This is a genomic window from Bradyrhizobium sp. WBOS08 (assembly GCF_024585125.1).
Classification (GTDB): Bacteria; Pseudomonadota; Alphaproteobacteria; order Rhizobiales; family Xanthobacteraceae; genus Bradyrhizobium; species Bradyrhizobium japonicum_B.
In genome coordinates this window covers 6,249,116-6,262,907 of record NZ_CP028988.1, presented here as the reverse complement: position 1 = coordinate 6,262,907, position 13,792 = coordinate 6,249,116, and the positions used below count along the sequence as shown (strand labels likewise).

Below are 13,792 nucleotides of genomic sequence, written 5' to 3'. Positions count from 1 at the left end.
TTCTTCTTGAGGTCAGCATGCCCATCAACATCCTGATGCCCGCTCTCTCGCCGACGATGGAGAAGGGCAACCTCGCCAAATGGCTGAAGAAGGAAGGCGACAAGGTCAAGTCCGGCGACGTGATCGCCGAGATCGAGACCGACAAGGCGACCATGGAGGTCGAGGCGATCGACGAGGGCACGATCGCCAAGATCCTGGTGCCCGAGGGCACGCAGGACGTCCCGGTCAACGACGTGATCGCGGTCCTTGCCGGCGAGGGCGAGGACGTGAAGGCCGCGGGGAGCGCCAAGCCGAGCGCTTCGGCCGCGCCGCCGAAAGCAGAGAAGCCCGCTGAAGCTCCGGCTGCTGCGCCAGCTCCCGCGCCTGCACCTGCCGCGCCCAAGGCCGCTCCCCCGCCTGCGGCTCCCGCGCCGCAGGCCGCAGCTCCGGCCGCGCAGGCGAACGGTCATGGCGCCCGCGTGTTCTCATCGCCGCTGGCGCGGCGCCTCGCCAAGGAAGCCGGCATCGATGTCGGCATGGTCACCGGCACCGGTCCGCACGGCCGCGTGGTCGCGCGCGACGTCGAGCAGGCCAAGTCGGGCAAGGGCCTCAAGGCGCCCGCGGCTGCGCCCTCCGGCGGCGCGCCCGCGATCGCGCCCACCATGTCGGACAAGCAGATTTTGTCGCTGTTCGAGCCAGGCTCCTACGAGATCGTCCCGCATGACGGCATGCGCCGCACCATCGCGCAGCGCCTGACCGCGTCGATCCAGAACGTCCCGCACTTCTACCTCACGATCGACTGCGACATCGGCAAGCTGCTCGCTGCCCGCGAGGAGATCAATGCCGCAGCTCCGAAGGACAAGGAGAAGAAGCCGCTCTACAAGATATCGGTCAACGATTTCGTCATCAAGGCGATGGCGGTGGCGCTGCAGAAGATCCCGAACTGCAACGTCAGCTGGACCGAAAGCGGCATGGTCAAGCACCATCATTCCGACGTCGGCGTCGCCGTCGCGATGCCCGGCGGCCTGATCACGCCGATCATCCGCAAGGCGGAGACCAAGACGCTGTCGGTCATCTCCAACGAGATGAAGGATTTTGCCGCGCGCGCACGCTCGCGCAAATTGAAGCCCGAGGAATACCAGGGCGGCACCACCGCCGTCTCCAACCTCGGCATGTACGGCATCAGCCACTTCACCGCCGTGATCAATCCGCCGCATGCGACCATCCTGGCGGTCGGCACCAGCGAGGAGCGTCCCGTGGTGCGCGGCGGCAAGATCGAGATCGCGCACATGATGAGCGTGACCTTGTCCTGCGATCACCGTGCCATCGACGGCGCGCTCGGCGCCGAGCTGATCGGCGCCTTCAAGCAGCTGATCGAAAACCCTGTGATGATGATGGTTTGACGCGGCGGCAGAGGGGGCAACCTTGCATGTCCGGACCCGCTGGCCATGGATATCGTTGCTGCTCGGCGCGGTCGTCGCGCTCAACCCGGTTGGGCTCGATTTTCTTCGGTCCGCCTTCTTCTCGGGGGAGCAGCTGTCGCGGAACATCGCTCAACCGATCGTGTTCAGCGCGCTGGCCATTCTGGTCCTGATCGGGATCATTGAATGGCTGGTCAGATTGATTGTCTTCAAGCGCCGCGCCCGCGGTGCCTCTTGAGTTGAACGGGAGCCGCCATGGCCGACACATCCTTCGACGTCATCATCATCGGCTCCGGTCCCGGCGGCTACGTCACTGCGATCCGCGCCGCGCAGCTCGGCTTCAAGACCGCGATCGTCGAAAAGTCCTATCTCGGCGGCATCTGCCTGAACTGGGGCTGCATCCCGACCAAGGCGCTGCTGCGCTCGGCCGAGATCTACCACTACATGCAGCACGCCAAAGACTACGGTCTCTCGGCGGAGAAGGTCTCGTTCGATCCCAAGGCCGTCGTACAGCGCTCGCGCGGTGTCTCCAAGCGCCTCAACGACGGCGTCGGCTTCCTGATGAAGAAGAACAAGGTCAGCGTGATCTGGGGCGCGGCCGCGATCGAGGCGCCCGGCAAGGTCACCGTGAAGAAGTCCGACGTCGAAGCGCCGAAGGGCGCGCTGGGCGAGGGCACCTATCAGGCCAAGCACATCATCGTCGCAACCGGCGCACGGCCGCGCGTGCTGCCGGGGCTCGAGCCCGACAAGAAGCTGGTCTGGACCTATTTCGAGGCGATGGTGCCGGAGCGGATGCCGAAGTCGCTGCTGGTGGTCGGCTCCGGCGCGATCGGCATCGAGTTCGCCTCGTTCTTCCATACCATGGGCTCGGACGTCACCGTCGTCGAGGTGCTGCCGCAGATCCTGCCCGTCGAGGACGCGGAGATCGCAGGCCTTGCCCGCAAGCGGCTGGAGAAGCAGGGCATCAAGATCATGTCCTCGACCAAAGTGACCAAGCTCGAGAAGAAGGCCGACAGCGTCGTCGCCACCATCGACGACGGCAAGGGCAAGCCGGTCACATCAGAGTTCGAGCGCGTGATCTCGGCGGTCGGCGTCGTCGGCAACATCGAGAATCTCGGCCTGGAAAAGCTCGGGGTGAAGACCGAGCGCGGCATCATCGTCGTCGACGGCTACGGCAAGACCAACGTTCCCGGCATCTACGCCATCGGCGACGTCGCAGGTCCGCCCATGCTGGCTCACAAGGCCGAGCATGAGGGTGTGATCTGCGTCGAGGCGATCAAGGGCCTCAACCCGCATCCCATGGACAAGAATCTGATCCCGGGCTGCACCTATTGCCAGCCGCAGGTCGCCTCGGTCGGCCTCACCGAAGCCAAGGCCAAGGAGAACGGCCGCGAGATCCGCGTCGGCCGCTTCCCCTTCGTCGGCAACGGCAAGGCCATCGCGCTCGGCGAGGACCAGGGCCTCGTCAAGGTCATCTTCGACAAGAAGACCGGCCAGCTGTTAGGGGCCCATATGGTCGGCGCAGAAGTGACCGAGCTGATCCAGGGCTACGTCGTCGCCATGAATCTGGAGACGACGGAAGAGGAATTGATGCACACCGTGTTCCCGCATCCGACCCTGTCGGAGATGATGAAGGAAGCCGTGCTGGATGCGTATGGACGGGTGTTGAACATATGACGACCGTCATTGCGAGCGAAGCGAAGCAATCCAGACTGCCTCCGCAGAAAGAGTCTGGATTGCTTCGTCGCACCAGCGCAAAATTGCTCCGCAATTTTGTCGCGGGCTCCTCGCAATGAGGCGTGGAAAGAGCGGTTTGAACAAGCAAGAAGAAAGAAGCAGCATGCACGACAACGACAACCTCACCATCGAACGCCCGACCTTCGTCACCCATCTCGAATGCGCGATGGAGGGCGATCACTACGCCGCCGACCAGGTCCATAATCTCTCCAAGGCGGGCAAGCCGCTGCTGGTGCGCTACGATCTTGCAGGCGTGAAGAAGGCGCTGACCAAGGATGCCCTTGCGCAGCGGCCGGGCGACATGTGGCGCTACCGCGAGCTGCTGCCGGTGCGCAAGTGCCAGGACATCGTCTCGCTCGGCGAGGTCACGACGCCGCTGATCCGGCTGCCCAAATTGGCTAAGAAGCTCGGCGGCGGCGAGATCATCGTCAAGGACGAGGGACGCCTGCCGACCGGCTCGTTCAAGGCGCGCGGCCTCGTCATGGCGGTGTCGATGGGCAAGGCGCTCGGCATCAAGCACATGGCGATGCCGACCAACGGCAACGCCGGCGCGGCGCTGGCGGCCTACGCCACGAGCTGCGGCATCAAGACCACGATCTTCTGCCCGGCCGACACGCCCGAGGTGAACGTCAGCGAGATCGAGCTGCAGGGCGCCACCGTCTACCGCGTCAACGGCTATATCGACGATTGCGGCAAGATCGTCGGCGAGGGCAAGGCCAAGGTCGGCTGGTTTGACACCTCGACGCTGAAGGAGCCGTACCGCATCGAGGGCAAGAAGACGATGGGCCTCGAGCTCGCCGAGCAGCTCGGCTGGGACGTGCCGGACGTGATCTTCTATCCGACCGGCGGCGGCACCGGCCTGATCGGCATGTGGAAGGCGTTCGACGAGCTGGAGAAGATCGGCTTCATCGGCTCGAAGCGTCCGCGCATGGTCGCGGTGCAGGCCTCCGGCTGCGCGCCGATGGTGCGGGCCTTTGAGGCCGGCACCGAGAACGCCACGCGCTGGGAGGACGCCCACACCATCGCCTCCGGCATCCGCGTGCCGCAGGCGATCGGCGATTTCCTGATCCTGCGCGCGGTGCGCGAGAGCAAGGGTTTTGCCATCGCGGTCGACGACGACAAGATCTCGGCGGCGCTGAACGAGGTCGCGCGCGGGGAGGGGCTGCTGCTGTGCCCCGAGGGCGCCGCCACCTACGCCGCCTACAAGGAGAGCCTCGTCGACGGCCGCGTCTCGAAGAGTGATCGCGTGATGCTGTTCAACTGCGCCACCGGCCTGAAATATCCGCTGCCGCCGGTCACCCGCACGCTCGACCGCCACAAGCCGATCGATTACGCGCAGTTCTAGCGCGGGATAGGCTACGCACGATCCCTCTTCCCGTACGCGGGCAGAGGGCCAAAAAAACAACAAAGACATCGCTGGGGAGAAGACAATGACGAAGGCCGTCTGGGCTGCGCTGTTTGCTGTTCTCGCTGCTGTCGGCGCCGCGCGCGCCGACGACTATCCCACCCGTCCGATCACCATCATCGTGCCATTCGCGGCGGGCGGACCGTCCGATGCAATGGCGCGCGTGCTTGCCGAGCGCATGCGGGTGCCGCTCGGCCAGCCCGTCGTGATCGAGAACGTCACCGGCGCCGGCGGCTCGATCGGCGTCGGCCGCGCCGTGCAGTCGCCGCCGGACGGCTACACCATCTCGTTCGGCCATCTCGGCACCCACGTCGCCAACGGCGCCGTCTACAAGCTCAAATACGACCTCGTCGCCGACCTCGAGCCGGTGGTGCTGCTGCCGAGCAATCCGATGATGGTCGTCAGCAAGAATGCGGTGCCCGCGACGTCGCTGAAGGAGCTGATCGAGTGGCTGAAATCGCGCGGCTCGGCGCCGACGGCGGGCACCGCCGGCGCCGGCTCGGGCAGCCACATCGCCGGCGTCTATTTGGAAAGCATCTCCGGCATCAAGCTGCAATACGTGCCGTATCGCGGCACCGCGCCCGCGCTGAACGACCTGATCGCCGGCCAGATCGACATCATGGTCGACCAGGCCTCCAACTCGATCGGTCAGGTCCGCGCCGGCACCATCCGCGCCTACGGCATCACCGACAGCAAGCGCCTGGCCTCGGCGCCGGAGATCCCGACCGTGGAGGAGGCGGGCCTGAAGGGCTTCAACATGACGCTGTGGTCGGGCATGTGGGTTCCGAAGGGCACGCCGAAGGAGATCGTGGCAAAGCTCAACGCCGCGGCCGTGGAAGCGCTGAACGATCCCGCCGTGAGGAAGCAGCTCGAAAACCAGGGTCTGGAGATGACACCGAAGGACCAGCTCGCGCCCGAAGCGCTCGGCACAAGGCAGAAGGCCGAGATCGCAAAATGGTGGCCGATGATCAAGGCGGCCAACATCAAGGTGGATTGAAGGCGAGGTCCGTAGGGCGGATTAGCGCAGCGTAATCCGCCAACGCCTCTCTCCGCAGAGACAGAAGAGGCGGATTACGCTGCGCTAATCCGCCCTACGGCTGCGCTTAATCCACCGGCATCGCGCTTGCGTCCTTCGTCACGACGCGTTCGTCGCTCTTGCCGGCGACCATGCTGCTATCCTCGAACCGCGCGCGATAGACCAGCACGTTCTCGATCACGCGCTGGACGTAGTTGCGCGTCTCCGACAGCGGGATGCGCTCGACCCAGTCGACCGGGTCGACCTTGGGATCGCGGGGGTCGCCGCGCGCCTGCACCCAATCGCGCACGCGGCCGCGGCCGGCATTGTAGCCGGCGAAGGTCATGATCTGGTTGCCGCGATATTCCGAGAACAGCGCGCTGAGCTCGGCGGCGCCCATCTGCGTGTTGTAGACGGGATCGGAGACCATCCTGTCCCAATCGTAAGTCAGGCCGAAGCGCTTGGCGGTGTCGCGTCCCGCTACCGGCGTCACCTGCATTAGCCCGACCGCGTTGGCATGCGACTTGTCGCGCTGCTCGAACGAGCTCTCGGTGCGCGCCACCGAATAGATCACGCTGGTTTCGATCGCAGGCGCGACCTGCTTGTGTTCGGGGATACCGATGGTGGGAAAGGCGTAATGGTCGAGCGCGAGCCCGCGCGCCAGCGCCGTCTTGCCCACCTCCAGCATCACGCGGGCATCGTTGCGACGCCGGGCGAGCTCGCCCAGCGCTTCGAGCGCGGCGACGTCGGTGCTCTCCTTGGCAAAGTCCTCGGCGTAATAGAACACCAGGTCGCGCTCGCCGATGCCGTAGAGCATGTCGGCGGCACGCACGCGCTCGTCCGCGGGCGGTGTATCGGCGGCGGCCAGGACCAGCGAGGGCGCTCGCAGCTCGACGCGGTCGAGGCCGAGCTTAGCGCGCGCCAGCTGGCCGTAATAGGCGGTTGGATAGCGCGAGGCCGCCCGATAGCTCATGCGCGCATCGGCCACGGCACCCATCGCCTCGGCTGCGCGGCCGCGCCAGTAATGGGCGCGCGACAGCGCGATCGGATTGGCCGAGCCCTCGTCGACGGCGACGAAGTGCACCATCGCCGTCCTGGGATCGTCGAGAAAGCGCAACGCGATCCAGCCGCACATGAAATGATAGTCGACGCGATAGACTTCCTTGTCCGGCACCGCGGCCGTGCGCACCACGTCATAGGCGGTTTTGAACTTGCCCTGGTCGAGCAGCTTGCGCGCAAGCATGCGCCGCTCACGCCACCAGGCATCGGTATCCTGCGCCGCCATGGTTTCGGGCGCGGCGGCCAGGATCACCTCGGCGGCATCGTCGATACGATCGTTCTGGAGGTGCCATTGGGCGCGGCAGAGCACATAGCCGAGATCGCGCCGCGCTTCGCCCGACACGTCCTCGAGATAATCCTTGGCCTTGCTCGACTTGCCGGTCACGGCGGCGCAGGCCTTGACGATCGCGAGCGCGTCCTCGCCGAGCCGTTTCGCAGCGCGCCGCGCAGCCGCGTAGTCCTTGGCACCGAGCCGCTTGTCCATGCGGGCGCGATGATCGTCCGCGGTGAGAAGATCTCCGAACGCGTCGTAGGAATCCTGCTCGCTGCGTTCGGACAATTCGTCCGCGCGCCAGGCCTCGCGCACCAGATGCGCGGCCCGGTCGGTCTCGCCTTCGGCGCGCAGCGCGCGGGCGAGCGCGAACTTGCCCTTGGCGCTGATCGGCCGGTCCATGGTGAATTTGTGCACGGTGGCCGCATCGCTCTTCTCCTGCCACAGTCGCGCCTCGGCACGGCGGCGCAGCAGCGTGCGGCTCGGCCAGTCCGGATTGGCCGCGAGGAACGCGGCGTAGCGCTTGAAATTCGCCGTGCTCTCGGAATGGCGAAGCATGAACCAGTCCGCGAGCTTCTGTCCGGCGGGATCGGCAATGCGCTCGCGCGCCGCGTTGGCATCCTCGCCCTTACCCTTGCGCGTGAGGTCGATCGCGTCCTTCAGCGCGGCGAGGTCGCCGGTCAGCGGCGGCAACGCCGGTTTGCTGGAAGGCTCGTCGATGGTCTTCGACTTGCGCTTGGCCTCGGCGTGCTTGCCGTGGCGCGACTTCGCCGAGGACTTCGTCGCGGCGTGACGCTGCTTGCCGGCTTTCGCCTCATGCGTCTTCTTCGGCGTGGAGGATTTGTGACTGCTTTTTGCCGCCAGCCCGGTGGGAACGAGAGTCAATGCGGCCACGGCAACGACACACGCGAGCGAGCGTAGGCACTGGTTCATTCCATGGTCCCCCTGCGAAACCACCACAAACCAAGGTCCGCGACGACATGCGGCTTGAGAATCAAAATACCGGATACGATGCCACGGCATCGTCCCGCATTCCTCACGCTGTCGCAACAATGCGGCGAAATACGGATGTGATGCGGAACTCAGGAACCGGGCGTGACAGCTCTTTAACCTTTGTTAACGATCCGGGCGTGCGCGACGGCGCGGGCGGTTCAAGGCGCCTGAAGGAACCAGATTGCGCGTGTTCCCGCAGCTGGACTCGGTGTATGGAGTTCCCTCCCTGCATCCTTTTGGCCTTTGCCCACACCTATGCCGATTTTCAACCAGTCGATCCGGCACAAGATCGTCGGCATCGCCCTCGGACTGATCGTCCTGATGCTGGTCACCTCGATCCTGTCGATGGTGATGTCGAGCCAGGTCGGCGTCCTCCTGGACGAGCTGACCAATCGCTACATCCCGGCCTACAGCCATCTGGCCCGCGCCAACATCCATTCGCTGGAGCGGGCGCTGGCGCTGCGGCGGGTGGTGATGACCAGGATGGAGGCGCCATCGGACGAGCAGGCCTATGCGGCGCGCCTTCGCGACTTCGAGGAATCCGACCGCAAGATCGAGGAGGACGCCGAGGCCGCACGCAAGCTCATCAACATGATCATCGACGACCCCAGGACCTATTCCGACAATGCCGCCCTGGGGCGGATCGATATTCGCATCGAGACCGCCGTCACCGAGCTGCGCCGCGACCTGAGCGAGGACCATGCGAAGCTGCTCAAGCAGGCCGATGCCAGGCAGATGACGGAGGTCCGCGGCACGCTGGAACACATCGACGTGGTGCGCGACCAGTTCAACCGCAAGGTCGATGCGATCCGCGCCGACATGCTGACGCAGGTCTTCTTCTCGACGACGCAGGTGATCGGCCGCCAGCATCAGGCGATCGTCGTCTCGGGCGTCGTGACGTTGCTCGCGGCGATTGTCGGCTTCGTCTTTGCCCTGATGGTGTCCAGCGGCATCACGCGCCCGGTGCGGCTGCTGCTCGCCGGCACCCGCGAGGTCGAGGCAGGCCGCTTCGACAAGACCATCACCGTCTCCACCCAGGACGAGATCGGCGAGCTCGCCGCGGCCTTCAACCGCATGACCGAGCAGCTCAGACACAACGAGCGCATCCGCGAGACCTTCGGCCGCTACATCGATCCCAAGGTGGTGCAGGGGCTGATCGACCGGCCGGAGATCGCGATCGACGGCGAGCGCCGGGTCATGACCATCATGTTCTGCGACATGAGCGGCTTCACCTCGATGAGCGAGGGCATGACGCCGCGCGGCCTCGTCAAGGTGATGAACCACTATTTCACGGTGATGTCCGCACCCGTCAGGAACAATCGCGGCATCATCGACAAGTATATCGGCGATGCCATCATGTCCTATTGGGGGCCGCCCTTCATCGAGGACGACGAGCAGGCCCTCCTGGCCGGCACCGCGGCGATCGAGATGGCCGATCAGGTGCCCGCGCTGCAGCGGCAGCTGCCCGACCTGCTCGGCATCCGTGCCATGCCCGCGCCGTGCGATTTGCGGATCGGCATCGCTACCGGCGAGGTGCTGACCGGCAGCATCGGCTCCGAGCTGATGATGAGCTTCACCGTGATGGGCGATGCCGTGAACCTGGCCTCGCGGCTGGAAGCGGTCAACAAGGTCTACGGCACCCGCATCCTGATCTCGCAGGCCACCGCCGAGGCGATCGGATCGCGGCTCGAGCTGCGCGAGATCGATCGCCTGGCGGTCGCCGGCCAGAGCGCGCCGCAGCCGATCTTCGAGGTGATGGCGAGGGCGGGCGGGCTCACCGATGCGCAAGCCAGCCTGCGCGCGCACTATGCCGAGGCGCTCGCCGCCTATCGTACCAGGCGCTTCGATGCGGCGCGCGCTGCCTTCAACGCGGCCCTCGAAGCCGTTCCCGGTGACGGGCCCTCGCGCACGATGCTCGGCCGCATCGCGCAGCTCGAGGCGAGCCCGCCCGACGAGGGATGGGACGGCGCCTGGCGGCTCGACAGCAAATAGGCTGCCCGCATCGGAAAAATTGCTTCTGCTCGATAACGATGTTCGCCGTGACCTATTTCCCGGGCTTAGGTTGGATGTCCTTGAGGCGTTTGATGGGGACACGCCGATGCCAGAACTTCAGGACAGGCTGGAACGGTTTGAGACGCTCACCGCCGAATGCGAGCTGATCGCCAAGCTCGCCACCGACGGCAGCAAGCGCGAGTTCTATCTGAAGCTTTCGGAGCAGTACCGTCAGTTGGCGGTCGACATGCGGCAGGCGATCGCGACCGAGGCTGCGGCCTGAGGCCGGCTGCAATCCGTTCTTAAGGTTTGGCGCGCATCCTGATGGCATGCGGGCGTCGTTGATCGGCGATGCCCGTGGTGGGAAGGCCGGAGTTCGCTGCAATGCAGCGCGCACCGGAACGTCATTGTCGTGCTAGACAGGGCATCCCATGCGCCTCGTTGCCGTGATCATCATCGCGCTCATGACGGCGGCCTGCGACCAGGAGCAGGACATCACCGGCTCGACGACGCCGGCCTGCCCCTTGCGGGCCTACAGCTACAATCCCCGCGACCTGAACCAGTGCGTCGCCGCCTGCAAAGCATGCGATCGCGGCACCACCGTCACCTGCTCGACCTCCTGCACCCTCAAGGGCGCGCGCTGAGATCCAGCGGCGGCGGGAACGGCGACCGCGAGATCGCCTCGTTCGCGGCAGGGCTATCGCATACGGCTCTCCGACAGCTGAGCGCACGCCTCGTCCTTCGAGACGACCGCTCCGCGGTCTCCTCAGGATGAGGCTAAGCAGCAGTTGCCTACGAAATAGCTGCCACGCACTCCGACCTCATCCTGAGGGCCCGCCGGAGGCGGGCGTCTCGAAGGATGGCCGCAAGTGAGCTTCTGGTCACGTTGTGACGATATGCGATGGCCCTGCGCTCGCGAGGGAGCGCCGGCGGTGCTTAGGCACCGGAACGATTCACTTGGGTTAATCATTGAAGAGGCAGCAGGACGTGGAGTCCGATGGAAATGGGTATGCTCGATCCCGGTCGATTTCTGGTGTCGTGCTCGCATTGCGAGGCCTGGCCGATGGCCGCTAATGTGAAGCGGTCGAGCTGGTCGGCGTCTCCGCATGAGGTCCGTTTCGTCTGCCCGCGCTGCCGCCGCGAGGAAACCGCGATCGTCTCGGCCTCCGGCGAACTGACCCCAGTCAAGCGCGTCGATGTTCCGCCACGCGATGTCACGGCCGCCTGGGCCCAGGCGCAACGTCCGCGCGGACGGACCTGAGCGCCGCCCAACGGTCGATTGACACGCTGCCGGGGCGACACTTAAATGGCCGGCGACGGTTCTCCTCACGGAGATCAAAAGGGAATGTGGTGCGGGATGTCCCAATGCCGGGATCTATCTCAACGCCACGGCTGCCCCCGCAACTGTAAGCGGTGAATCTTTCGTCCTGTGCCACTGGGAATCTCGGTCCTGGGAAGGCGACGCAAGGTAACGACCCGCGAGCCAGGAGACCTGCCGTCAGCCGTGGTCACACGCGAAGATGTCGGTCGGGGAGTACAGACATTGGCTTCATCGGAGCAGTCCGCCGCTCTGCCGTGAAACCTCGTTCGCTGTGACGTGCCACTGACGTCATCCGAGGTTACAACAATGTCTCGTCTCGTTTCTGCCGCCTGGCGCCTCAGCGCCGGCCTGCTCGCGTCCGTCTCGCTCCATTCGCTCGATCTATCCTCCGCCTTCGCCCAGCAGGGGCTTGCCGAGCAATTGCCGCCGATCGAGGTAAGCAAGCCCGCCGATCAGAACCGCACGCGGGCGAGGGCGACCGGTGAGGGCGAGGCGACGCGGCCGCGGCGCACCGCGAACGTTGCGCCGCCAGGCGATGGCACCGGCTCATCCGGCTCGGGCTCTGAGGCTGTCGGCGGCGGCGGCGGTATCGTCGGGGCCGCCACGACCGTGATCACGGCCGCGGATATCGCGCATTCGCCGTCGCAGACGCTTGCCGAGATCATCGCAACACAGGTGCCGGGAGCCCAGATCACGACGTTCTATGGCGGCCAGATCGGCGCCAAGACCAGCGTGGACCTGCGCGGCTTCGGCGCCTTTGCCACCGCCAACACGCTGGTGCTGGTCAACGGCCGGCGCCTCAACGACATCGACATGGCGCAGGTGGACCTCTCCACCATCCCGCTCAATTCCATCGAGCGCATCGAGATCACGCGCGGCAATTCCGGCGCGGTGCTCTACGGCGACAACGCGGTCGGCGGCGTGATCAACATCGTCACCAGGACCGGCGCCGGCGGACCGCCCGTGACTGCGCGCATCGAGGCCGGCTTCGGCTCGTTCAACACCCGGCTCGGCAACGTCTCGACCGCGCTCAATTCCGGGCCATGGTCGACCTCGTTCTACGGCAATGCCGTCAGGACCGACGGCTATCGCGACAACAATCGCTATTCGCAGCAGAACGGTGTCGGCAATCTCAACTACACCACGCCGGGCCTGAGCGCGTTTCTCACCGTCACCGGCGACAATCAGGAGCTGCGGCTGCCAGGCGGTCGCACCGTCGATCCCTCGATCGGCCTCGACGAGCTCAGGACCAACCGCCGAGGCACCAGCACGCCCTTCAATGCCGCCAACCAGCAGGGCTTCAGCGCGACGGCCGGGTTCACCAGGACCCTGGTCAACGGCGTCGATCTCATCGTCGACGGCGGTGTGCGCGACAAGAAGCAGCAGAGTACGTTTTTCTCCAGCCCGACGCCGGTTCCGGCTTTCTTCACCTCGACTTATGTCGAGTCCCAACTGACGAATTGGTCGATCACGCCGCGGCTCAGCGTGAAGAGCCTGTTGCTCGGCCTGCCGTCGCAGCTCCTGACCGGCATCGACTATTACGATGCGAGCTTTGAGCAGGACCGCGGCGCCGGGCAGGGGCTCGCCGCCTGGCACAATTACGACCTGAGGCAGCAGACGGTCGCAGGCTATTTCCAGCACACATTGGGCGTGCTGCCTACGACCGACGTCTCCTACGGCGCGCGGGTGCAGAACGTCCGTCTCGCGGCACGCGACAATTTCGATGCGGCGGCGCCGTTCAACGCCGATATCGGTGCGCTGCCGCTGACGAGCGACGAGACCCAATATGCGCTGCATCTCGGGGCCGAGCATCGTCTCAACGACGTGGTCTCGCTGTTCGCTCGCGCCGCGCGCGCGTTCCGCACGCCTGACGTCGACGAGCGCCTGTCCTCGGGGCCGTCCTTCGATCCCCTGACCTTCGCCGCGATCCCGCAAACGTTCCAGCTCAAGACCCAGACCTCGCAGGACATCGAGGGCGGTCTGCGCATCAAGGGCGGCGGTCTGCAGCTACAGAGCAGTCTCTATCTGATGGACCTCACCAACGAGGTCCATTTCAACCCGGTGCTGTTCTACAACACCAATCTCGACCCGACCCGGCGCTACGGCTCGGAGACCAGTCTGTCCTATCGCGTCAACGATGCCCTGCTGCTGCGCTCCGGCATGGCCTATACCCGCGCGGTCTTCCGCGAAGGCGCCTGGGCCGGCAACGATGTGCCGCTGGTGTCGCGCTATACGGCGAGTGCAGGTGTCAGCTGGAACATCTGGCAGAACTACCTGGTGCTCGATGCCACCGCGCGCTTCTGGAGCGAACGGCGCATGGACAACGACCAGGCGGGCACCCAGAAGCCGATCCCGGCCGGCGGCACGATCGATCTCAAGCTCAGCGGCCAGGTTGAGCGCTATTTCTGGTCGCTCAGCATCAACAACGTGCTGAACGCGCTCTACTACGACTACGCCATCGCCAGCACCTTCACGGACGGCCGCTTCAGTGCCTATCCGCTGCCCGGCCGCACCTATCTGCTCAAGGCCGGCGCCACGTTCTGATCTCAAATGGAAGGGCATCCGAAACAGAAGGAATTCGCCCATGCTTCCTGACGTC

At 65.5% G+C, this 13,792-nt stretch carries 11 protein-coding genes and 1 riboswitch; of the genes, 10 read left to right on the top strand and 1 reads right to left on the bottom strand.

Features of this window, described 5'->3' with window-relative positions:
- Nucleotides 1-17 precede the first annotated feature (17 nt).
- The 5 genes from DCM80_RS29525 to DCM80_RS29505 all read left to right on the top strand — a co-directional run bounded on the left by DCM80_RS29525 (nt 18) and on the right by DCM80_RS29505 (nt 5,539).
- Nucleotides 18-1,382: a pyruvate dehydrogenase complex dihydrolipoamide acetyltransferase gene (locus DCM80_RS29525; protein ID WP_257194909.1), complete on the top strand. Its 1,365-nt coding sequence runs from the start codon at nt 18-20 to the stop codon at nt 1,380-1,382.
- Between the two features lie 58 nt (nt 1,383-1,440).
- The gene (locus DCM80_RS29520) at nt 1,441-1,638 is read left to right on the top strand and encodes a hypothetical protein (protein WP_257198089.1); all 198 of its coding nucleotides are present in this window, start codon (nt 1,441-1,443) and stop codon (nt 1,636-1,638) included.
- A 17-nt stretch (nt 1,639-1,655) separates the two neighbouring features.
- Nucleotides 1,656-3,077, top strand: coding sequence for a dihydrolipoyl dehydrogenase (lpdA, locus tag DCM80_RS29515; RefSeq protein WP_257194908.1), 1,422 nt, complete (start codon nt 1,656-1,658; stop codon nt 3,075-3,077).
- Between the two features lie 163 nt (nt 3,078-3,240).
- Nucleotides 3,241-4,482, top strand: a complete 1,242-nt coding sequence (locus DCM80_RS29510) for a threonine synthase (protein WP_257194907.1) — start codon at nt 3,241-3,243, stop codon at nt 4,480-4,482.
- A gap of 85 nt (nt 4,483-4,567) precedes the next feature.
- Nucleotides 4,568-5,539, top strand: coding sequence for a tripartite tricarboxylate transporter substrate binding protein BugD (locus tag DCM80_RS29505; protein ID WP_257194906.1), 972 nt, complete (start codon nt 4,568-4,570; stop codon nt 5,537-5,539).
- Between the two features lie 106 nt (nt 5,540-5,645).
- Here DCM80_RS29505 and DCM80_RS29500 read toward each other — a convergent pair whose 3' ends face one another.
- Nucleotides 5,646-7,820 carry a lytic transglycosylase domain-containing protein gene (locus DCM80_RS29500; protein ID WP_257194905.1) on the bottom strand — a complete coding sequence of 725 codons (2,175 nt, stop codon included), beginning with the start codon at nt 7,818-7,820 and terminating at the stop codon, nt 5,646-5,648.
- Nucleotides 7,821-8,135: 315 nt separating this feature from the next.
- On the opposite strand from DCM80_RS29500, the gene DCM80_RS29495 reads away from it, so the two are divergent.
- The 5 genes from DCM80_RS29495 to DCM80_RS29475 all read left to right on the top strand — a co-directional run bounded on the left by DCM80_RS29495 (nt 8,136) and on the right by DCM80_RS29475 (nt 13,737).
- Nucleotides 8,136-9,872, top strand: a complete 1,737-nt coding sequence (locus DCM80_RS29495; protein WP_257194904.1) for an adenylate/guanylate cyclase domain-containing protein — start codon at nt 8,136-8,138, stop codon at nt 9,870-9,872.
- A gap of 106 nt (nt 9,873-9,978) precedes the next feature.
- The gene (locus tag DCM80_RS29490) at nt 9,979-10,155 is read left to right on the top strand and encodes a hypothetical protein (protein ID WP_196236021.1); all 177 of its coding nucleotides are present in this window, start codon (nt 9,979-9,981) and stop codon (nt 10,153-10,155) included.
- A gap of 148 nt (nt 10,156-10,303) precedes the next feature.
- Nucleotides 10,304-10,516, top strand: a complete 213-nt coding sequence (locus DCM80_RS29485) for a hypothetical protein (protein ID WP_257194902.1) — start codon at nt 10,304-10,306, stop codon at nt 10,514-10,516.
- Nucleotides 10,517-10,869: 353 nt separating this feature from the next.
- Nucleotides 10,870-11,133: a hypothetical protein gene (locus DCM80_RS29480; protein ID WP_257194901.1), complete on the top strand. Its 264-nt coding sequence runs from the start codon at nt 10,870-10,872 to the stop codon at nt 11,131-11,133.
- Nucleotides 11,134-11,172: 39 nt separating this feature from the next.
- A riboswitch (cobalamin riboswitch) is annotated at nt 11,173-11,387 on the top strand.
- 112 nt (nt 11,388-11,499) lie between these two features.
- The gene (locus DCM80_RS29475; RefSeq protein ID WP_257194900.1) at nt 11,500-13,737 is read left to right on the top strand and encodes a TonB-dependent receptor; all 2,238 of its coding nucleotides are present in this window, start codon (nt 11,500-11,502) and stop codon (nt 13,735-13,737) included.
- Nucleotides 13,738-13,792: the final 55 nt, after the last annotated feature.